Genomic DNA, 20,943 nt, shown 5'->3' on the forward strand with positions numbered 1-20,943 from the left:
AGCCATTACGAGGAAGAGACGAGTTTGCGGTAGTGGGAGTAATCACCCATACGAAGGCTTTCTTCCGGGCGCAGATTTTCGATATCAACGAATGTCAGGACCGCCCCCAGACAGTTTGCGTGGTGTGTCCGCAAAATTCTCTGTGTCTCGATAACAGCACTTGCAGAGGTATGGTGCCATTTTACGGCGATGATGACGCCTTCAGCAAAAGACGCAAGAACGCCTGCTTCGGGAAAGCTCAGAATGGGAGGCGTGTCGATAATGATCTGATCGTATTCGTCACGGTGCTTCGCCAGAAACTCTCCGAGAGCTCCAAAATTCAGGACGCCGGGTTCTCCTGTCTGGCTGGCGACGAAAATATCTAGTCCTGGAAGCGCGTCGTGAACGAAGCCGTCTTCATGCGCCTTGAGGTCCAGAGCCAGCAAAACGCTGGGTCGGTGAGCATCGCAGTCGATCAGGAGCGCGCGTTTGCCGAGCGCTCCGATGCTGGCCGCCAGTGAAATGGCGAGCGTGGTTTTGCCCTCGTTGTTTTCCGCGGAGGTGATGACCGTGATTTTTGTACGGATCGAGGGGTTGCCGAAGGTCAGGATGGCCCGCATGGAATTGAGCATCCGACCATACAGAGAGTCGCCGGATGTCAGCTGTTCCCGCAGAGAGCCCCGGAAACGCGGGAGTGCGCCAAGCCCGAACAGCCGTGTCTGCTGCTCCAGCTCGGCCAGAGTCCGCAGACTGCTGCGGGACCGGTCGCGCAGCAGGGCCGCGCCTGCGCCCAGACCCAGCGAAATCAGAAAGAGAAGCACGCCGTACTGTTTCTTGGGCGGCCCGGCCGGACCCAGAGGCTGGTTCGCCGGTGTGATGAGGCGGGCTTCGGCCTGCTGTATGGTGGTTTCGGCTGAGACCTGTCCAAGACGCGAAAGGTAGTCCCGGTACAGGGTCTGTGCTGCAGTTGCTTCCCCAACGAGCTGCCGTAGCCGGATGTCGGCGTGTTCTTCTTCCGTGACATTCATCTGCAGGGCGTTGGTACGCTCCTTCAGGGCATTGACGCGCTGCTGGGCGGCATCCGCTTCGTAACGCAGATTCTGCAGCAGCTTCTGGCTTTCCGTTGCAATCTGGGCATCAATGCGCGCAGCTTGCGCGCGGGCTGCGACCAGCTCCGGATTTTGCTCGAGCGCCGTGGAAGCAAGCGTCGAAATGCGGGCGTTGATCTGGGTCTGCTGAAGTCTGAGGCTCTGGATGAGCGGAGAGGCTGTGATTGCGGTAATGGTTCCAACGTTGCCGCTGGACGCAGCCTCATTGTAAATGGCCTGCTTGCTTGCCAGATCGGCTTCTGCTTCGCCGAGCTCATGATTCATCTGCGTCAGATGAAGGTCATTGGGCGTTGCGGGCAACGCAATACGGGCTGTCCGCCCGGAATCGCCGCCCGAATCATCGCCCAGCAGATAGAGATTATGCTCCTGCCTGTAACGCGAGAGTTCCTGTTCGGCCTGGATTGACCTCTGCCGCAAAGGAGCAATCTGCTCTTCCAGAAGAACGCTTGCATTTCGTGCGGCCTGAATCTTGGCCTGCTGCTCAAAATCCAGATAGGCTTTGACGTAACCATTGGCGATGGCAGGTGCCAGATCAGGACCTGCGGAACGTGCAGTAATTCCAATGATTGCGGAGCGCCCATCATTGCTGATGTGGACTTTTCCCATAAGCAGATTGGAAACGAGCTCGTTACGCTGTTGCTGCGTGAGGGGAGGACCGTCCTTTTGAAGACCGAACTTCTTTTTAAGTTGTGACACAAAGGATGGGCTCAGAGCCTTTATGTATTCAGGACTGTCCGCGAGGTGCAGTCGCTGCGTCACCATCAGGGCAATGATAGGGCTTTTGAGAATATCAATCTGGGTATTGAGCGCGACCAGATCCAGAGCGCGGTCAGCGTAAGGGCTGAGTTCCGAGGGAGAAATCATACCCCGTGCACCGATCGCAATTTCGGCGTTGGATTCGTAGTAGGGTTTGAGCGTCGTAATGGCGGCCGCTCCAAGAAGGAACGTGCCGCCTGTAACAGCACACATCAGAAGCCGGTGCTGGCGCAGAATGGAGAAAATCCGACCGAAACCGGCAAATTCCTGCTCTGGGGCAGGACCAATGTCCATTGGAGAGAACTGCTGTGGGGGCATTGCACCGGAAATCTGGCTCATGAGTGATGTGTCCTGCTCACCGTGCGCCGCGTCTCAGGAAAACGGCGGGAAGGGTTTTCGCAAGAATTGCGATATCGTGCCACAAAGTCCAGTTGCGCACGTACCACCGATCAAGCTGGACACGTTCCGCATAGCCGGTGTCACTTCTGCCGCTGACCTGCCATAGTCCGGTAATTCCGGGGCGGATGGCCTGATAGTAATCGAAATTTTCACCGTAATGCCGGACTTCCGCCTGGACGATCGGACGGGGCCCGACCAGGCTCATGTCGCCCCGCAGAACGTTGATGAGCTGCGGCAGTTCATCAAGGCTCGTTTTGCGGATGAAGTGGCCGACACGGGTAATTCTGGGGTCGTTGCGGAGTTTCTGGGTCTCCTGCCATTCGGCCGCTGCCAGGGAATCGGTTTCCAGAAGACGTTTTAGCAGTTCATCGGAGTTTTTCGCCATGGAACGGAATTTCAGGCACTTGAACTCACGTCCGTTCTGACCAATGCGCCGATGACCATAGATCGGCTGACCACCGTCAAGGGCAATCATAATATACAGGATGACATAGACTGGCAGGACAAGAAGGAGCAGGAGCAGGGCTGCCAGGAAATCAAAGGTGAATTTAAGCCTGCGCTGGAGTGGATTTTCCAGATTGCTTTTATAGGACAGAATGATGGTGTCGTGGCTGAAATAGGAGGACTGCGTCAGACCGTGCGTGGGCATTCCTGAGATTTGCGGGATCAGCGCGAAAGGAACACGACGACGCGTCAGCCATTCGATGATGTCGCGTGAGCATGTATCGGTCGGGTCGAGGCAAAGCAGGAACTGGAATCTCGAAGATGCGGTCGCGTTTTCAGTGACCAGAAGAGATCCGATTGCTGCCTCGGGGCTGATGGAGCCTATGATTTCGTAGCTGGAGAGTGTTTCACTGGCCAGGACGTGACGCACCTGAGCAGTTTCCGCCGAGCTTCCGATCAGGATTGTAGGAATTTGCCACAGCCGGAGCGCATGGAGGATGTGTCGCCCACACTGCCTCATGAATTCGCCAAGGAAAGGAAAGATGATCCAGGGCAGAAGCAGCGCGGAGCGCGGACCGGAAATCTGAAAGGCAAAGGCCCAGAAACCCGTGGCCAGCAAGGCGCAGAAAGCGGCTGTGATCAGGCGGCCGAATTCACTCCAGAACGGAAACCGGATGCGGTATTCGCCGCTGGCGAACATATAAAGAAGAACGCCGAGGCAGATGGGCATGAGAGAACCCATCGTGTGCGTTGCGTTGGTGCCGGCATCCAGAAACAGGGGGAAACCAGAGGACATGTTGTGCAGAACCGAGGCGACCCAGCTGCCAAGCAGCACGGAGACACACAGAGCAATCACGTCACTCACAAAAAAGACGGAAAAAATTCTTGACGAGCGATCCGACGTCAGCCGGGAACGAACGCCATTGGGCGCAGTTAGCGCTCCGCCGTTCGGGAGGGCTTCGAGAGCGTCTTGCGGAAAAGAAGAAGGAAATAGGCTCATCGGCTCTCTGCATTCCAAAAACGCTACCGGATGCGATAGCAGCGGTGTTCCCAATTGGTCTCCGGACGAACGGGGTACGAAAATAACGATCTTGCGGTAATTAAGGCTTTTTATAGACACAAAACCGCATGTGCGTCTACAATATTAACGGTTAATAAATCGTCATAGCGTATAGAGCCTTCCTCGGTCGCTATTGGTGCAATGGAAGCGTTTCTGGATGGATCTTTTTCTGCTAGAAGAGGTCTTATGTTCGTGTGTCGTGAAAAAACTCGTCTGCGCCTTCTTTTCGCGCTTGAAATAGGGATTGCGTCGCCGCTTTCCCTGTTTCTGGGTGGGGTAGCGCATGCGCAGGTCGTGACACAGAATCTTTCTGCCCTGGGAAGCGCCGAAGATGGGCTCTCTGTTGATGCGTTCCAGTCCGATACGGACCATCGTTATGGCGCACAGGGTCTCAGATATGGACCTTGGGCGATTAATGGGGGAGCGTCCGAAGGGTGGGGTTATACCAACAACGCCGACCAGATGATGGGCGGAGTTCCAAGTGCGGCCAGTATTACCAATGCCAACCTTGAAGGATTACTGACCCAAAATCGGAGGCTCCTGAATATAGGGGCTACGGTTAGCCAGCAGTATTATCCTGAACGGGAACTGCAAAACCAGACAAACTGGACCGCATTTCTGCGTGGGTATGAGAAGATTGGCCGTCATCGCGTCTCATATCGTTTCAGCCATGAGAAAATGACGCAGATGCCCTCCGACCTGGGGGCGTTTGCCGTCAATCGGCCCATTCCATACTTTATGGAAGATCTGAGTCTGGATGACACGATCGAGACCCATGGCAGGCTTTCGGTCATTCCGAGTTTTGATCTGAAGCGTTTCCTTTTCACGGATCTTGGGGGCGATAATATCTATCTGCAGCAGTCCTATCGCAACCGGTTGCTGTTCTCCGAAGGTCTTGGGCTGCGTTACAGTCTCGCAGAGGGGAGCGACCTGCTGATGATCACGCAGGGTGTTGAGATCCGGTATTCCAATAACCGGTTTCATCTTCCTTCGCGGGATTCCAACGGCTTTTCGGCCCTGGTGGGCTATGATTATGAAATGCCGGGCCCTTTCAGTATCCGTGTACTGGGGGGGTATCAGAATCGCTCCTATAATGTTGCCGCTTACAAAACCATTGATACGTTTTATGCAGAGCTTCGCGGCACATGGACCCCCACGCGCATGACACGGGTTTCCCTGACCGTATCGCGCGGAATTGCGGACAGTGCGTTTGAGAGCGTCATTGGTTTTATTTATACAACTGCCGCCCTTGATATCCGTCATGTCTACTCCCGGAATATCGTGTTGCATGCCGGATTTCAGATTCAGCAGGGTGGGGCAGGGCAAACCCCTGCAATTTTCCAGAATACTCCGCTGGATCAGACAATGACATCACAGTTGAACGCCAATTTCAGCGTTGGGGTGAACTGGGCATTGAACCAGCATTTGTCTCTTGAGGCGTCTAATGTCTATCGAAATGCCAATGCTTCGGGAAGCAGCCGATACAGCATCGATATGGCTATGATAAGCGTGAAATATCAATTATGATAAAGTTCTCATCATGACAGAAATCTCCCGGATGCCGCTGTTGCAGAACCTGCGGAAATATATCCTTTTCCCCATATCGGGTCTTGCTCTGGCAGCCTGTAGTCCAGGTGGCGGACTTTCGCCGGTTCCTGTCTACGATCCAGTGCAGTACCGTCTCGGGACCGATGACGAGGTGCGCCTGATAACCTATGGGCAGGATCAGCTGACCTCTGATTTCCGAATCGACAGTGCAGGCAACATTGACATCCCATTACTTGGGAGTGTCCATGCGTCCGGCCTGACGACCGAGCAGCTTGGTCAGCAGGTTACGGAAGATCTGCGGAAAAAAGCCATTCTCCGGGATGCGAAGATCGCGGTTCAGGTTACGGCTTACCGTTTGATTTCGATAATTGGTGAAGTCGAACATCCGGGACAGTATGCCTATCAGCCGGGTATGACGATGCTTTCAGCCGTTGCTGCGGCCGGTGGGTTCACATACAGGTCTTGGGAGAGATACGCGTATACCATCCGCCAGGAGGGTGGATATACGGTCGCTGGGCTGCTTTATCCCCAGAATTTCGTCAAGCCGGGGGATGTCATCAAGGTGTATGAACGGCATTTCTGATGCCGCAGGCCTGATTCTTTTACTGGGCTGTTAGTCTTCAGTGGCAACAGCTCAGGAAAAGAGCCAGTAACCGCCAGCGATCCAGATGAATGTTCCCAGAAACGCCGCAAGTCCAATTCCGCTGCCAGCGATGGGCGATGTATCTTCCACCGACGCGGGTTTCGTTGAATGAGTGCAGGCACCTGTCATTGACTGGCGTTCGATGGCAGCAGAATGAGAAAAAAGAGACATGGAATCCACCCGAGTTGCGATCGTACATGAATGGCTTGAAAACTGGGCCGGCTCCGAGCTTGTCATCGAGCAATTAATTAAGTGTTACCCGGATGCAAAAATCTTCGCCGTGGTGGATTTTTTGTCTCCAAAAGACCGTGCGCGGCTCGGTGGCCGTGAAATCCAGACGTCATTCATTCAGAAACTGCCCTTCGCACGCAGACTTTTCAGGCATTATCTTGGTTTGATGCCGCTTGCCGTGGAGCAGTGGGATCTCAGTGGATTCGATATCGTCATCTCCAGTCATCATGCGGTGGCAAAGGGCGTCATTACGGGCCCCGATCAGTTGCACGTGTCCTATGTACATTCCCCGATGCGCTATGCGTGGGATTTCCAGAACACCTATCTGCGCCAGAGCGGGCTGCATCGCGGCTTGCGTGGGCTCTACATTCGCTGGCTTTTCCATCGTCTGAGGAACTGGGACGTCCGGGCTGCGGCTGGAGTGGACGCGTTCATCGCCAATTCCAACTACATTGCCCGCCGGATCCGCAAAACATGGCGGCGGGAGGCAGCGGTTATTGCACCCCCCGTCAATCTGGAGCGCTTTTCCGTGACGCAGGCGAAGAAGGACCATTACGTCGTGGTTTCGCGACTGGTGCCCTATAAACGGATTGATCTGGTGGTCGAAGCATTTCGGAAAATGCCTGACAGAAAGCTGATTGTCATTGGAGGTGGAACGGATCTGGAGCTTGTTCGGGAAAAAGCCGGAGGGGCTCCGAATATTGCGATCAAGGGGCATGTCTCTGATGCCGAACTCCAGTCCACGCTCGGTACGGCCAGAGCTTTTGTCTATGCGGGTGAGGAGGATTTCGGCATCTCGCTGGTTGAGGCCCAAGCCGCGGGAACGCCGCTCATCGCTTATGGGCGCGGCGGGGCGTGTGATATTGTCCAGCCAGGGGTGACGGGTCTTCTTTTTGACACTCAGAGCGCGGAAAGCATTATTGCGGCTGTGCAGGAATTCGAGGAGCATGAAAAGGATATGACGCCCGAGCTGTGCCATCAGAATGCGCTGCGCTTTTCGGAAGACCTGTTCCGTTCGCGCTTTACGTCTTTTGTCGCGCAGCAATGGCGGGAGTTCATGCCATCCCGGTCGAACGACAGGGTCTGACATGCCTCTGACCGCGATGGGGCTGATTTTCTGGCCCCTCAGCTTCCTTTTCTTTTTCAGGAAGGATCCGCAGCGCCTGCTGGAGCTGACCCTCATAGGGGGCGTTCTTCAGGCGGCGGCGGTTCTGGTAATGGGGGGGCTTGGTCTACAGCCGGCCATGGCTCCCGGCATGTTGTTTATTGCGTTCATGGGCCTTCAGCTGATGCTGGGGGTCAAGTTTCCGGCGGCTGGCCGGGTTCTCAAATTTTGTACACCGCTGCTGATCGCGTTCTCCTGGGCGCTGGTCGGCTCTATTATCCTGCCCCGACTGTTTGAAGGGGTTGTGCTGGTCTGGCCGCAGAAGCTTGACGACGTGGCAACCCGGGTTCCGCTTGCGCCAACGCGTGGAAACATGACCCAGGATTGCTATCTCGTTCTCGACCTCGTCATGTTTGTCATGACCATTTTTTTCCTGACCCGGCGCGAAGCTGATCCGCGGCGGCTTTACAATGCCTATCTGGTGGGCGCGGCTCTGGCATGTGTGGTCGGTTTCTGGGAGATGGCGCACCGTCTGGTTGGGAGCATTCCATTTCCCAAAGAGCTTTTGTATTCCAATCCTGGATGGGCCGTTCTGGATACGCAGATGAGCGGCCCGGTGCCCCGCATCAATGCAACCTTTACCGAGCCTTCGGCCTGCGCGACTTTTCTGATCGGGACGCTGTATTCAACGGTGTGGTGCGCCCTTCGGGGATATGGAAACTGGGCGACGCGGGTAATGATTTTCCTGTGTACCCTGTGTCTGCTGATGACGACCTCGACAACCGGCTATGTCGCCATGATAATCGGGCTGGCGTTGCTGATTGTTTACGCCATCTTAAGTCGTGAGAGGCGATTGTTCCGACGTCTGATGATGTTCATCGCGGGCGGGGTACTGTGCATGGGCGTGACAACGCTGGCTTTGGCGGCTTTTGCTCCTGACGTCATCAAGGCGGCGGCGGAGGTTATGCTGGAGACGCAGGACAAGAAACAGTCGGCGTCTTACGAAGAACGTACCCAGAAAGACGCTGACTCGTATCAGCTTGCGTTTGACACTTATGGTCTTGGGACCGGGTGGGGAAGTGACCGTTCTTCAAGTCTTCTTCCGGGCTTTCTGGCGACAATAGGCGTCGTGGGCGTTCTGATGCTCGTGGTCTGGAACGGAAGCCTGTTTCTGAAGATATATCGCACGATCAAGGGGGCGGCGGGGGAACGCTCACTCGATGCCTGGATGATCGAAGCGACATTCACTGCATTGCTCGGGCGAACGGTAGCAACCCTCATTTCAGGACCTGTTCTGGGGACGATGGATTTTTATGTGCTGCTGGCCATGCTGGTGTCGGCATTGATCCGTCTCCAGACCCGAGCGGGAAAACAGGTGCGTGCCTGACGGCCTCATGAGTCTCATCGGGTTTTTCAGCGACTTCGGAGACGAAAACATCCTCTGGCCTGTGATGGCTTTGAGCGGCGTTCTGCTGATCGTGCAGGCACGACGAAAGATGTTACTTCAATGGCTGGCGCTTGTGGTTCTGGTGTTTGGCGGAATGTTATTGCTTAAACTGCGGTTTGAGGCATGCGGCCGGATTCCGGGCCAGAGTCTTTACAGTCCGAGCGGTCATACGGCAGGGACAACATTCGTGTATGGCAGCATGGCTGTGCTGTTTGGCCGGCTGCCGATCGCGGGCTTTATGGCGGCTCTGGGGATTGGGCTGTTTGCCGGCGCTGCACGTGTCTGGCTGCATGTACATTCCGTTGCCGAGGTGTGTGTGGGAGGTGCGTGGGGACTGCTGGGGGTTCTGCTTCTAACGCTTGCACGATATCGGGAAATGCAGACGTTCTCAAAAAAGTATCAGCCCGACTGGTCGGTTGCATTGATGCTTGTGGCGGCTCTGATTGTGGCATTGTCACTGCACGGTTTACGTTCTCCGGCAGAAGCATGGCTCGAATATTTTTCGCACCGCTTTGTTGCGCCATTCAGGCACTGTCCTGTAACACTTTCTGCAACCTGATCCTGTTATTATTGAAATCTGGAAAAGTATCATGAGTAAACTCGGCTTTCCGTTATTTCTCCGGCCCGAGGCAAGACTGCAAGGCGCAAAAAAACTTCTGGAGAACGGAAAGGTCAGGCAGGGGCTCAGGCAACTCCATACTTTGGGGACGTCAGGAAACGCAGAGGGCCAGTTCGCTCTGGGAGAGCTTTATCTGGCGGATAAAGACGTTCCCATCAATCCCGGAGAAGCCCTGCGCTGGTTTCAGAAGTCTGCAGAACAGGGTTATGCACCAGCGTGTCAGAGACTGGCCCAGTTGTGTTACATGGGACTGGGTCCAGCCTCGGAAAACCGTATGACGGTCTTTGATAGCATGCTTGAACAGGGAGAGCCGGACTATGACGGCGCACTGTACTGGGCGCAAAAGTCCGTTGATGGCGGAGATGCCGACGGTATGGCGATGATGGCTCATCTTCTGATGCAGGGGCCGGACAATCTGCGTGATCCTGAAAGAGGGCGGGAGCTTTATCGCAGGGCAGCCGAGGCTGGCAGCGTGCAGGGGCTGTATGGGTATGGGCTCGATCTTCTCGGAGCCGCGAAAAATCCTACGGAACGCGAACGGGGGCTATCCTATATCCGCAAGGCCGCGCAGGGTGGCCTCGCGGATGCCGAGCTGACCCTTGGGACTGTTCTGGAGTATGAAGGCGGAAAGGATGTGCAGGCTTTCGGGCATTTCATGAAAGCTGCTGAAGACGGTCGTCCTGCCGCGCAGATGAAGGTTGGGATTGCCTATTATCAGGGGCGTGGCGTGGAGCGCGATGTTTCCAAAGCCGAGACATGGTTGCGCAAGGCCGCGCAGGGTGGGGAGGTTGAAGCGACTGCATTGGTCGGGGATATCAACCTTCAGGGCGACGGGACTACGCCCAATTTTCTTGAAGCCCATTCCTGGTATCGTAGGGCTGCACAATCCGGACATACAGGGGCTGCGGTAACGCTCGCCCAGTTGGTCTATAATGGAATGGGATGTGCCGCTGATCCGGCGGAAGCAAAGAAGCTTCTGGAATTTGCGGCATCGGGTGGGAATGCTGCGGCGAAAAAACTGCTGCAAAGTCTCACGTAGGAAAAACCGAAAGTTCCCGATATCTGTCGGGCAGACGGCGCGCCCGTTAAAGCGCGACGCGGCTTCTCCTCAGTTTCGACATGCATATTCCGACAACCCTTGCTTCTACGGACCCAGGTTTTTTGCCGGTCAGAGACCAGAGCGCGAGCAGTGCGAGGACATAAGCCATGAGTCCAGCGCTGCCGAGAATAAAGAGCTTTACAATACCCGGCCATGAAGGCGGCAGCAGGTACCATTTGATGCTTTCTATACTGAGCCACGACAGGAAACCGGACAGACAGGTCCGCCAGTTTTGAAAAAAGACTTGGCCGTAGGAGACCTTGATCAGGCTCTTGGTGGTTGAGAGATAGACAAGCATCATGAGGAACGCGATACAGATGCGTCCCCAGCACGCACCAAGCGCTCCGAAGAAATAGGCGGCGCCTGTGACGATCGGGATCTTGAACGCGAATTCCAGCGAGTTCAGACGCATGTAAAGGTGGTTTTTCTTGAAAGCCATGACCAGGGCTGAAATGCCCTCTGCCAGTCCCGCCAGAATTGGTGGAATGGCGAGCAGGGAAATATAGGTGATGGACTTCTCCCACTTTGGTCCCAGAATCGTGTGGACGATTTCGGTCGAGAGGGCCGACATCTCAATAAAGATGGGAAGAATGATCATGAACACCGTAGCGTTCGACAACTGGTAGAGATTTCTGAAATGATCCAGATTGTCCCGGCGGGCCACAAGAGCTGAAAGCAGGGGGCGGCTGAGGGGCGCGATGATGGCCTGCGATGGAATTCCCACCAGATCACTCGCGATCGAAAATGCACCCAGCGTCTGCGGAGGGACGAGACGTCCCAGAATGAGCCGATCATACTGCCAGTTGATGGCACTGACGATCTGGGCTCCGCTGCTCCACCCAAGAAAGTTTCTGAAATCGCTCCATCGCGATAGCGTAAAATGCGGTTTGTATGGGGAGATCACATACGAAACGATCATTCCAAAAGCGGTACTTGTGATTGTCGCGGCGGCAACGGCCCAGTAGGAGCGGGTTGTGACCGCTACACAGACGGCAACGATCAGAGCGCCGAATTTTCCAAGGAAGTCGATGATACATTCACGCGAAAAATCGAGACGTTTTGCATAGAGTGCCAGACCCGGACTCTGCATTCCGCGAAGCGCGGGCGCCAGACTAAGCGCCATCAGCAGCGGGAACAGGCGGGAATCGTGGTATAAAATTGAAAACGGCAGGGAAATGGCGAAGACAAGAACGCAGATGATGGACCCGCGCAGAAAGCTCAGGGTAAATGCCGTGTCCAGATGGTCTCTGTCTATGGTTTCCAGAACGACGAGCGCCTGAGACAGGGGAAGTTCGAAAATGGCTTCTGTCAGATAAATGACGGACATGGCCAGAGAGACCACGCCAAAATCGGCTGGCAGCAGGAGATGTGTCAGAACAACAAGTGACACAAAATCCAGAAACCGGCCCATCAGCTTGGCGCCGACCAGAAACGCCGCTCCGCGTGCGGCTTTTGCGCCGACATTGGTAAAGGTGTCCTGCTCCGGGATCAGGGCATTTTCCGGTTCGAGGCTATTAGTCACGAAAGTACGTCAACCCTTCAGTGCAGTCACTCCGGCTATGAGTGACACAAGTCCAGAACATGTTCAGGTTTATTTCTTTCAGGGCATTTGTTCCATGCCCTGAAGCGTAAAACTCTCAGTGCCCGGCTTTGTGTCAGGCAGGGCTGTCTGAGCAGAATTATCTGCGTTTTTTCATGACCTCCCGGTAGACATCCATCGTCTGGTCACAGACGCGGCTGATGTCGAAGAATTCTATGTCGCGGAGCGAGGCTGCTTTCTGCTGCGCGAGGAGTTCGGGATTATCAAGAAGTGACAGTACGGCTGCGGCAAGAGCCGGTGCGTCTTCCGGAGGCACAAGCAGGCCAGCGTTTCCAACGCTGCAGACCTCGGGTACGCCGTCCACATCCGTTGCCACGATGGCGCAGCCCGCCTCGCGTGCTTCGCAGATCACCAGTCCAAAAGGTTCGCGCAGGGATGGGAGGACAAAGATATCCGATGCGTTCAGCCACGATCCCGTATCCGGTAAGGCGCCACGGAACATGATGTTGGCGCCTCCTTCAAGAGCGGCGGCCTGCTTTTCGTACTGTTCCCTGAAAGGGCCTTCGCCCAGGATATTCAATGTGGCTTCAGGATGACTGCGCCATATGATCTCAAATGCGTCCAGCAGGGTGGAGATTCCCTTGCGCGGGTGCAGTCCGCCTACCGAAATCAGATTGGGTCGTGGAAGATCAAGGTTCTGATTCGGCCATTCCTGACGGCGTACGGCATTGCGCGTGCCGTTCAGTACGGTCCGGACACGGGATCTGGGAACGTGACGGCGGATCATCTCTTCTGACACAGCACGACTGACCCCAATGACCCGATCTCCAAGCCCCATGAGGATGGCATGTCGGTCAAAGGAGTTGTGAACCGTGGTGACAAGCGGAATCCCGAAAAGACATGTCCAGGGTTTGGCGAGCACCGCACCGGTCATCATGTGGGCGTGAATTACATCCGGCCGGAAGTCGCGGATGACCTTCCATAAAGAGAAGAACGTTCTGATTCCCTTCGGAACGGTCATTGCTTCCTGTGGCACATCAATCAGAACAACTCCGTTTTTCTGAAGGAGAGGCTCGAAGTACCCACCAGAACTGCCGAACGCGACAGTATGCCCTTTGGCAGCCTGTTCGCAGGCAAGGTCAACGGCGGCATGGACGTTGCCATTGGCAAAACGGCAGTGATTGGAAAGGTGAAGGATGCGCATATGGGTTCTAATAAATGATAATGTTCCACCCATTTATCACATAATTTTTCATTGGCGTTTAAAGATTTAACAATAATCGAACACAAAATAAAATTAACCACATTTTAACGTTCGAGTATGAGTGTCAAAAATGACTGAAGTCTTGCATCCAAGAATCTGCGCTGGATTTTTTCGCGATGTTTTTTGCTGCCCCTTTTCCTGAGGGAGGGCTGTTTGCAGTGCGGATGTGCGCGGCTTGTTCTGGCTTCGATCGCGAGGCTGATAAATAAAAAAATGCTTTAACGTCTTATTAATGAGCAAAGATTTTTCGTATGTGCGAGTGAGTGCACATTATTCGATTCAAAAGTGCGCTAACTCAATAGTTCGGTGCCCTTGGATTGATTTGGAATGTGTTGGGACTACTCCCAATAGTATAGGGTAATTTGACATGGCTTCGACTTATTGGACTGGCGGCACCAGCGGCGATTTTTATAATGTCAAGAACTGGTCGACGGGTGCGTCCCCGACCACATATCATGATGTCAATATTTCCGGTACAAGTTCCACCGCGACGGCTGAAGCCGTGGCGAGCACGGCAAGCTCCACGGCCGTACCAAGCCTGACCATCGGTGACTACGGCACGCTCGACATTACGGCGTCTTCCTGCCAGTCCAGCGAAACCTCTCCCGTCTTTTCGACCAGTTCTTTCCAGGTCGGGCAGTACGGTTCCATCGTGATTGATACGGCTTCTGCAGTTCAGCTTGGCGACATCAACGTCATGAACGGCACGCTGACCATCGAAAACAACCGCAGCAATGTTTTCATGGGGGCAGGGGATCGTCTGAACGGCGAGGGTACGCTCAATCTGGTCAATTCGACGTTTGGCAGCCAGACGGACGGCGTCAACATTGCCAATTCGATGCACATTACGCTTTCCGGCACCAGCTCCGTTTACACGGGTTTCCTGGCAACGGGCGTGTCTGTTGCATTTGACTCCAAGTCGAGCGAGCAGTTCTTCCTCAACGGTACGGATACAACGGTTGATACCAGCTTCTCTGGTGTTTCCGCCAAGACCCAGTTCGGTATCACGGCCAACACTGGCGAGACGCCGCTTTCGGCATCGTACGTCAAGAACACGGACGGCAGCTACAGCCTCGTCGTGCAGGAAAGCGACAATCACACGCTGACCCTGAGCAACGTCACGATGGCTTCCGGCTATACACCCGGAACGCTTGCGATCACACAGGACAAGAGCGGCAACTACCTGATTTCCGATACGTCCGCGAACAGCAGCAACTCGGGTGGCAGCAACTGTGGCGGTCATGGCGGTCACTGGGGTCATCATGACGGTAACTCGAGCGGCAACAGCGGTCACTCTGGTTGGAGCGGTCATGACGGACATAACTCCTCCGGTTGTGGCGATCACGGATCCAACTGGGGCTGGGGCTGGGGCTGGGGTTCTGGTTCGGGTGGTTGCGACTACTCCTCTTCCCTGAAGCAGATCATCTCTGCCTGGAACAATGCTTTCTCTTCCTGCAAGGGCTGGCAGTCGAGCAGCTGTGGCAGCAGCAACTGGTTCGGTGGCAACTCCTACCAGTCCGGCAGCGCCTGGAACTGCTCTTCCAGCTGGGGTCAGCAGAGCAGCGGTTCGCGTGGCTGCTTCTCGTCGTCGGGACAGTCTTCGTCTCACACCCAGGTGTCTGTGACGCATAACACGTCGCACTGGGGCTGCTGATCGCTCCGGTGAACGGCATGTTTCGGGACTGAAAAAGAAGCACCCAGGAATGGGTGCTTCTTTTTTGTTTCTAATGGCTTAATATCGGAGATAAAATCGTTTCAGGAGAAGCAAAAAGAATGTCTGACAGGACGTCCGAAACCGCCCGTTTGAGCAGACCTTCCGGCGATCATATTCCCTCCCTGCAATCGCTGCGGGGAATCGCTTCCATGATCGTATTGTTGCGCCATTACATTATCTGCTTTCCCGTGGGCGGATCCATCGGACTTGCGTATGAGGATATTTTTCTCAATTCGCATGCTGCCGTTGTCGTGTTTTTCGTCCTCAGCGGTTTCGTGCTGTCGCCATCATTTTTCAGCAGAGCCATAAGTCTGAGCGAACTGCTCGGCTTCTATGTGCGGCGGTTTTTCCGCATTGTTCCGCTGCTTGCTGTCGTGACGGCCCTGTCGCTTCTTTATGTGAAATCGACGCTTTCGACCTGGAAAGTGCCATTCACCAGTCCCTGGTTCGACGGGTTGCTGCCGCATGACGTGCCGCTATCCGCATCCATTCTGGCGAAGTGTTTTGTTGGCATGAACAGTGCTCTCGTTCCCCAGAACTGGACCATCGCCTGCGAATTGCTGGTGGCGTTGATACTGCCATTCCTTGTCAAAGCCTGCACAAAGCGTCTGTGGCCTGCACTCCTGACTTTCATCGTCGCTGCGGTCCTGTCGTTTCTCGCCGCCGATGGTGGTGGAAAGACCCTGCCGCTTTTGTATACGGTGGATTTTGTTGTGGGAATTCTGACCTTCAGAATTTTGCAGTCTTACGCCAGTCGTTATTCCGATCTTTTCTTTTATGTCATGGTGATCGGGCTCGTATGCACGCGGGTAATTCTGGAAGTGGTGACCGGCCGGGCAGACCTTTCATTTCATGATCCGCTTTGCAGCCTGATCGAAGCAGTGTTTTCTGCCTTCATCATTTATGGTCTTGCGACGCAGAACCACATGTCCCGACTGCTTTCAGCGCGCTGGCTGGTCTGGATTGGAGATATTTCCTTTGGGATCTATCTCGTTCATTTTCTGGTTATTGTCGTGACTGCGCGGTTGATGTCGTCTTTCCTGCTGCCTTATGCGCTTCCGGTACAGATGGTCCTGATGCTGGTTCCGGTTCTCGCCATTTCCTTGGGAGCGTCTTATTTTTCCTATCGGTTTGTTGAAATTCCTTTCAATGACCTTGGAAAAAAGCTCCAGCGCCATGTCAGGACTGCTTTGTCGCGCGGATGAATGAAGCAAGGCAGGGGATGTCTCTTCCCGTGTTGCTGCACGGGAAGAGCGCAGGTGTGTTTTAGTACCGCTCGGGGACGAGCATGGTTTCAGGCGTGGGTTCGCGTTCGTAATCCGGATGGAATACACGCTCCGGCAGGACAATTTCTGTGCGGCTGACGGGTTCGTAAGGCACGAGAGACAGGAAGTGGGCGATACAGTTCAGTCGCGCGCGTTTCTTGTCCACGGCGGGAACGACCCACCACGGGGCTTCGGGGATGCTGGAACGCTCCAGCATGATTTCCTTGGCCAGAGTGTAATTCTCCCAGCGGCGACGGCTTTCAAGATCCATCGGGCTAAGCTTCCACTGCTTCAGCGGATCTTCGATCCGGGCGCGGAAGCGTGATTCCTGCTCTTCGTCCGTGATTGAGAACCAGAACTTGATGACCCGGACACCACTGCGGACCAGCATGCGTTCGAATTCGGGAACAGAGCGGAAGAATTCTTCATATTCTTCGTCCGTGCAGAACCCCATGACGCGTTCAACGCCGGCCCGGTTGTACCAGCTGCGATCAAAGAGAACGATTTCACCAGCGGCCGGAAGATGCGCCACATAGCGCTGGAAGTACCACTGCGTGCGCTCGCGATCATTTGGGGCTGGCAGGGCGGCGACGCGGCAGATCCGGGGGTTCAGACGCTGGGTGATGCGTTTGATCGCACCGCCCTTGCCAGCGGCGTCCCGGCCTTCAAAGAGTACGACAATCCGCTCGCCACTGGCTTTGACCCAGTCCTGCAGTTTGATGAGTTCGCCCTGCAGGCGGATCAGTTCGCGGAAATAGAGGCGACGAAAGGCACGCTCCGCAGGATCGAGGCTCTTGCCTTCGTTTTCTTCAAGAGAAAGCTCGAATTCTTCATCCAGGTCATCGATGATTTCGTAGCGCATGCGCTCCCGAGCCTGTTCGTCTGGCGAGAGACCGCCGAAATCCTTGTCCTGCGTCATGAATTGGTTCCTTTGTCACCGGCTTTACAGGCCGTGAAGAGAACCTTACCGGGCAAAGCGGAACCGAAGTTTGAAACTTAATTGAAATCATAAAACCGGTTTTAGAAGGACGTGGTCATGTTCAGACCCAGAACTGCTCCCCGCGATACGGATGCGGCGCCTTTTACAGGTTCCTGGCCACCCAGATTCCAGAAATACTGGAAATCCGGCTGGAGGGTGAGGTAATCGCGGACCGGAACCTGCCATGTCAGTTCGATATGGTTTTCCGGCACCAGAAGTCTGGCCGAGCTGTCTGAAAGACAGATGACATCCCGTGCGTTTTCTTTGGCGCGATGGCTGAAAAATCCTGTTCCCCAGCCAATTCCGATTACATCATTGGGGCGCGAAGGGACAAAGCCCTGAAAGGTCAGACCGGCTTCCACCTCGGCGGTAAGACGGTTTCGGGTGCCGCTGGCCATTGTGGCGCGTATGAAAGTGTTGATGGCCTTGACCGGATCGCCGACTGTTCGCCAGAGCGCCTGATCGAGCACGACATATCCCAGCCAGGTGCCGGAGTGGTATAAAGGTGTGCCGGTACTGTCCGGACTGCCCAGGAGGCCGCCCTGACTGTCGAAACGCGGGTCCGGAAAGCGGCCTGTATCGTACAGCCCACCAATTTTCCATGTTCCCGGAAGGGCAGGGGCGTCTTTTCCCGAAAGGCTCTGTGCCGCATCGACCCAGAGCTGGGCTTCTCCCATGAAAAGCGTGCCGCCTTTGGTGGAAAAGGTTGTTCCCGACGGGTCGATCCGTGTTGGACTGAGGGTACTGTAGAAGGGACCTCGGGTCGGATTGTCGTCCGTGATGGCAAGCATGAGCACGAGCGGGTAGGCGGGGGACCATTTGATCCGTGTTCCGACGGCGGAAAACGGCCAGGAAGGACCGCCCGAATAGAGATTGCTGGATGTCGAGAGCGGCCAGCCGAAACTGGCATTCAGGAACAGGGACGCGTTCTGGCTGACCAGAAATTCGGTATCCAGATCAATCGTTCCGACGCGGATATCCAGCCGGTTTCCGAAAAACCCCTGCCCGTACCAGAGTTCGAACAGGCGGGTCGTCCGGCCGGCATCATAACCACTGACCGGGTTGAGGGAGCCAAGACGTTCTCCGGCCAGAGACCGTCCCCGGACCTGAATGGCGCTGATATTGAACAGCCCGTCATGCCATCCGAAGGCCCGGCGTGTTTCCAGCAGAAGTGTTGCGGCCGTCATGCCGTCATAGGTCGGACCGGGGTGCAGGCCGCCGGAAGCGAGGCCCCAGACTTCCTCGACATCCTGAAGATTGAACCGGACTCCTTTCCGGCCCAGCCAGGATCGTGCGCCGCCGATATCTCCGAGAAGTTCGGTGCCCGTATCTTCAGGGGGCAAAACGAACCCCGGTGCCGGGGAGGGCAGGGGGACGCCTGATGGCAGGACATCGGTGACAAGCGGCGCTGTTGCCGCCCGTGCGGTTCCGATCAGGAAAACCAGCGCAAAACATCGGCCCGTCGGCCGCAGGAGCGAAGGAGAACATCCTTCGGACATGCCGGTATCCCGTCAGATGAATGCGGACAGGCGCAGCGCCGGGACAACCGGATGAAGCGCTCCAGCAGGGCTGGAGACATGCGGCGATCGGCAATGATCCGGAACACGGTCTGGCAAGACGGCTTCCCTTCCCTGAGGGTATGGACTGTCCGGACCATTCACAGGACGGGGCGGGGGATGTGAAGTGAAGTTATTATGACTTTGAGGGGTTCAGGGCCAGCCGGACAGGATCCGGTCTTTCACGCTCAGGGGCAGCGGCACGTAATCCAGATCCCGCGCCACGTCGTCGCCCTGTTTCAGGCCATATCTGAAAAATATTTTTGTGACGGCGGCTGCCGTTTTGTCTGTCGGATGGGCAGGTACGAGAACGAAGGTTGCGCTCATGATCGGCCAGGCCTGTGGCGCCGGGGCCTGGAGAAGATTCACGGCGTAATGGTCAGCGTGCGACCAGTCCGCGCTGGTGGCGGCACGGGTGAATGACGTTCTGTCGGGCATGACGAACTGCCCTGCATGGTTTTTCAGCCGGACGGTATTGAGCCTGTTCTGGCGCGCGAACGCATATTCCACAAAGCCGATGCCCCCGATGGACTGGCGCACGCTGGCCGCGACCCCGTCATTGCCCCGCGCTTCGGGTCCGTCAGCCCACATCCCGGCTTTCCAGTCGGGCGCGACATTATGCAGATAATCCGCGAAAACATGGCTGGTGCCCGAGGCTTCCTCGCGGTGGATGGGGAGCACATCCAGATCCGGCAGGCGCAGGCCGGGGTTCAGGGCCCGGAGACGTGGATCGGCCCACGTTGTGATCGTGCCGTCAAACAGCGCGGCGAGCGTTGGGCCGTCCAGTTTCATCTGGTTGGAAGCAACGCCGGGGACGTTGATAATCACCACGATCGCCCCCAGTGCGGTCGGGAACTGATAGAGGCTGTTTGAGTCCAGCCAGGTGTCCGCGAGAGGGAGATCCGAGGCTCCGAAATCCACGCCCGCAGCCATAACGAGCTTTTGTCCCACACCGGAGCCGACGCTTTGATAGGTGAGGGACAGGCCGGTCTGGTGATGAAAACCCCCGCCCCAGCCCCGGTAAAGCGGAGCGGCAAAGCTGGACCCGCCGCCGGTGAGATCAGCGGAATAGGCCGTCCCGCAGAAAAGGACTCCAAGAACGCCCATTACGCAGCGCGCGATCCGCTTGCCCCAGTGATACATGCTCAACCACGCTCCGCTTTATGGCCCGGTTTGTCTATCATTACGGGCGAGCGTGTGACCACGCTTCTTTGCACGATCAGGCGTCGATATCGTCCAGATAATCGGCCGACGGAACAAAGAACAGTGAGCCCGTGACGGGACGGCTGTAATCCAGCAGACGGTCGTAATTTCCTGCGGGTTTGCCGACGAACATGTTGTGCAGCATTTCCTCCGTGACGGACGGGGAGCGGGCATAGCCGATGAAATAGGTGCCGAATTCGCCCTTGCCAGCCTCACCGAACGGCATGTTGTCGCGCAGGATATCGACCTGTTTGCCGTTGCGCGTCACGACATTCAGGGCGTTATGGGCATAGGCGGGTTTTGTTTTGTCATCGAGTTCAACATTGGACAGCTTTTTGCGGCCGATGATCTTTTCCTGCATCTCGACGGGCAGGGTGTTCCAGGCGTCGAGATCGTGGAAATATTTCTGCGTGATGACGTAGCTTCCGCCTTTGAACGCCGCATCTTCGTCGCCGATGATGGCGGCCTCGCAGGCTGCGGCATTTTCAGGGTTTTCCGTGCCGTCCACGAAACCGATCAGGTCCCGGTCGTCGAAATATTTGAAGCCGTGGACTTCATCTACAACCGTGCAGACGGCACGCAGGCGCTCCATGACCAGCCTGGCCATTTCGAAGCACATGTCCATGCGGGTGGCGCGGATATGGAACAGCATGTCGCCAGGTGTGGAGACGGCGTGATGGACGCCTTTGATTTCCTGAAACGGATGCAGTTCCTGTGGACGCGGGCCGGGAAAAAGACGGTCCCATGCGGCCGATCCGAACCCCAGAACGCAGGAAAGCTGCCCGTTCAGATCCCGGAAGCCGACTGTGCGGCGCAGGCCGGAAAGATCCGCACAAAGGCTGCGGATGGTCTTTTCCGCTTCCGTGCCGGGATTGATGTTCAGGACAAGGAAAATGGCGGCGCGCGTCAGGGGGGCGGCAACGGGCTGGGGCGTAGCGTCGGACATTGGAACAGTCTTTCCATCAGCGTGGCAATATATGTCT

The 20,943-nt window shown here is 55.8% G+C and carries 18 protein-coding genes; 9 read left to right on the top strand and 9 right to left on the bottom strand.

All coding sequences use genetic code 11. From position 1 onward, the window contains the following. Nucleotides 1-5: 5 nt before the first annotated feature. Nucleotides 6-2,183 (bottom strand): polysaccharide biosynthesis tyrosine autokinase, encoded by a 2,178-nt coding sequence (locus tag HK22_RS01340; protein ID WP_062031004.1) that lies wholly within the window; start codon nucleotides 2,181-2,183, stop codon nucleotides 6-8. Nucleotides 2,184-2,199: 16 nt separating this feature from the next. Continuing rightward, nucleotides 2,200-3,687 carry an undecaprenyl-phosphate galactose phosphotransferase WbaP gene (gene wbaP, locus HK22_RS01345; RefSeq protein WP_086648066.1) on the bottom strand — a complete coding sequence of 496 codons (1,488 nt, stop codon included), beginning with the start codon at nucleotides 3,685-3,687 and terminating at the stop codon, nucleotides 2,200-2,202. A 201-nt stretch (nucleotides 3,688-3,888) separates the two neighbouring features. Here wbaP and HK22_RS01350 point away from each other — a divergent pair, with 201 nt between their 5' ends. Together HK22_RS01350 and HK22_RS01355 are read left to right on the top strand one after the other, a co-directional pair. Continuing rightward, nucleotides 3,889-5,274 carry an outer membrane beta-barrel protein gene (locus HK22_RS01350; protein WP_086648067.1) on the top strand — a complete coding sequence of 462 codons (1,386 nt, stop codon included), beginning with the start codon at nucleotides 3,889-3,891 and terminating at the stop codon, nucleotides 5,272-5,274. A gap of 13 nt (nucleotides 5,275-5,287) precedes the next feature. Then, nucleotides 5,288-5,878: a polysaccharide biosynthesis/export family protein gene (locus tag HK22_RS01355; protein ID WP_231865381.1), complete on the top strand. Its 591-nt coding sequence runs from the start codon at nucleotides 5,288-5,290 to the stop codon at nucleotides 5,876-5,878. 51 nt (nucleotides 5,879-5,929) lie between these two features. Here the strand turns inward: HK22_RS01355 and HK22_RS01360 are convergent, their stop codons facing one another. Then, a complete protein-coding gene (locus tag HK22_RS01360) occupies nucleotides 5,930-6,109 on the bottom strand; it encodes a hypothetical protein (RefSeq protein ID WP_062031013.1) in 180 nt (59 codons plus the stop codon). Between HK22_RS01360 and HK22_RS01365 the strand changes: the two genes are divergently transcribed. From HK22_RS01365 to HK22_RS01380, 4 genes are all read left to right on the top strand, one after another. Further along, entirely contained in the window at nucleotides 6,108-7,256 is a 1,149-nt protein-coding gene (locus HK22_RS01365) for a glycosyltransferase (RefSeq protein WP_086648068.1), read from the top strand. The two genes, HK22_RS01360 and HK22_RS01365, sit on opposite strands and share 2 nt — an antisense overlap. Before the next feature lies 1 nt (nucleotide 7,257). Beyond that, nucleotides 7,258-8,661, top strand: a complete 1,404-nt coding sequence (locus tag HK22_RS01370) for an O-antigen ligase family protein (RefSeq protein ID WP_082790752.1) — start codon at nucleotides 7,258-7,260, stop codon at nucleotides 8,659-8,661. Between the two features lie 70 nt (nucleotides 8,662-8,731). Further along, nucleotides 8,732-9,280 carry a phosphatase PAP2 family protein gene (locus tag HK22_RS01375; RefSeq protein ID WP_158093526.1) on the top strand — a complete coding sequence of 183 codons (549 nt, stop codon included), beginning with the start codon at nucleotides 8,732-8,734 and terminating at the stop codon, nucleotides 9,278-9,280. A 31-nt stretch (nucleotides 9,281-9,311) separates the two neighbouring features. Continuing rightward, a complete protein-coding gene (locus HK22_RS01380; protein WP_086648070.1) occupies nucleotides 9,312-10,379 on the top strand; it encodes a tetratricopeptide repeat protein in 1,068 nt (355 codons plus the stop codon). Nucleotides 10,380-10,425: 46 nt separating this feature from the next. Here HK22_RS01380 and HK22_RS01385 read toward each other — a convergent pair whose 3' ends face one another. Next, the gene (locus tag HK22_RS01385) at nucleotides 10,426-11,961 is read right to left on the bottom strand and encodes a lipopolysaccharide biosynthesis protein (protein ID WP_086648071.1); all 1,536 of its coding nucleotides are present in this window, start codon (nucleotides 11,959-11,961) and stop codon (nucleotides 10,426-10,428) included. Nucleotides 11,962-12,118: 157 nt separating this feature from the next. Beyond that, entirely contained in the window at nucleotides 12,119-13,183 is a 1,065-nt protein-coding gene (locus HK22_RS01390) for a glycosyltransferase family 4 protein (RefSeq protein ID WP_086648072.1), read from the bottom strand. Between the two features lie 427 nt (nucleotides 13,184-13,610). On the opposite strand from HK22_RS01390, the gene HK22_RS01395 reads away from it, so the two are divergent. Both HK22_RS01395 and HK22_RS01400 read left to right on the top strand, forming a co-directional pair. Continuing rightward, a complete protein-coding gene (locus HK22_RS01395; RefSeq protein ID WP_086648073.1) occupies nucleotides 13,611-14,897 on the top strand; it encodes a hypothetical protein in 1,287 nt (428 codons plus the stop codon). Between the two features lie 119 nt (nucleotides 14,898-15,016). Further along, complete coding sequence (locus HK22_RS01400) at nucleotides 15,017-16,162, top strand: acyltransferase (RefSeq protein ID WP_086648074.1); 1,146 nt, start codon at nucleotides 15,017-15,019, stop codon at nucleotides 16,160-16,162. 61 nt (nucleotides 16,163-16,223) lie between these two features. On the opposite strand, the gene ppk2 is transcribed toward HK22_RS01400, so the two are convergent. Together ppk2 and HK22_RS01410 are read right to left on the bottom strand one after the other, a co-directional pair. Further along, nucleotides 16,224-17,141: a polyphosphate kinase 2 gene (ppk2, locus tag HK22_RS01405; protein WP_062108582.1), complete on the bottom strand. Its 918-nt coding sequence runs from the start codon at nucleotides 17,139-17,141 to the stop codon at nucleotides 16,224-16,226. Between the two features lie 101 nt (nucleotides 17,142-17,242). Next, entirely contained in the window at nucleotides 17,243-18,700 is a 1,458-nt protein-coding gene (locus HK22_RS01410; protein WP_233142325.1) for a carbohydrate porin, read from the bottom strand. 20 nt (nucleotides 18,701-18,720) lie between these two features. Here HK22_RS01410 and HK22_RS15055 point away from each other — a divergent pair, with 20 nt between their 5' ends. Further along, entirely contained in the window at nucleotides 18,721-18,888 is a 168-nt protein-coding gene (locus tag HK22_RS15055; protein WP_158093527.1) for a hypothetical protein, read from the top strand. A gap of 22 nt (nucleotides 18,889-18,910) precedes the next feature. Here the strand turns inward: HK22_RS15055 and pstS are convergent, their stop codons facing one another. Beyond that, entirely contained in the window at nucleotides 18,911-19,900 is a 990-nt protein-coding gene (gene pstS / locus HK22_RS01415) for a phosphate ABC transporter substrate-binding protein PstS (protein WP_086648075.1), read from the bottom strand. 76 nt (nucleotides 19,901-19,976) lie between these two features. Next, nucleotides 19,977-20,906 carry a Dyp-type peroxidase gene (locus HK22_RS01420; protein WP_086648076.1) on the bottom strand — a complete coding sequence of 310 codons (930 nt, stop codon included), beginning with the start codon at nucleotides 20,904-20,906 and terminating at the stop codon, nucleotides 19,977-19,979. Between the last annotated feature and the right edge of the window lie 37 nt (nucleotides 20,907-20,943).

It is taken from the genome of Gluconobacter sp. DsW_056, assembly GCF_002153595.1.
GTDB classification, from domain to species: domain Bacteria; phylum Pseudomonadota; class Alphaproteobacteria; order Acetobacterales; family Acetobacteraceae; genus Gluconobacter; species Gluconobacter albidus.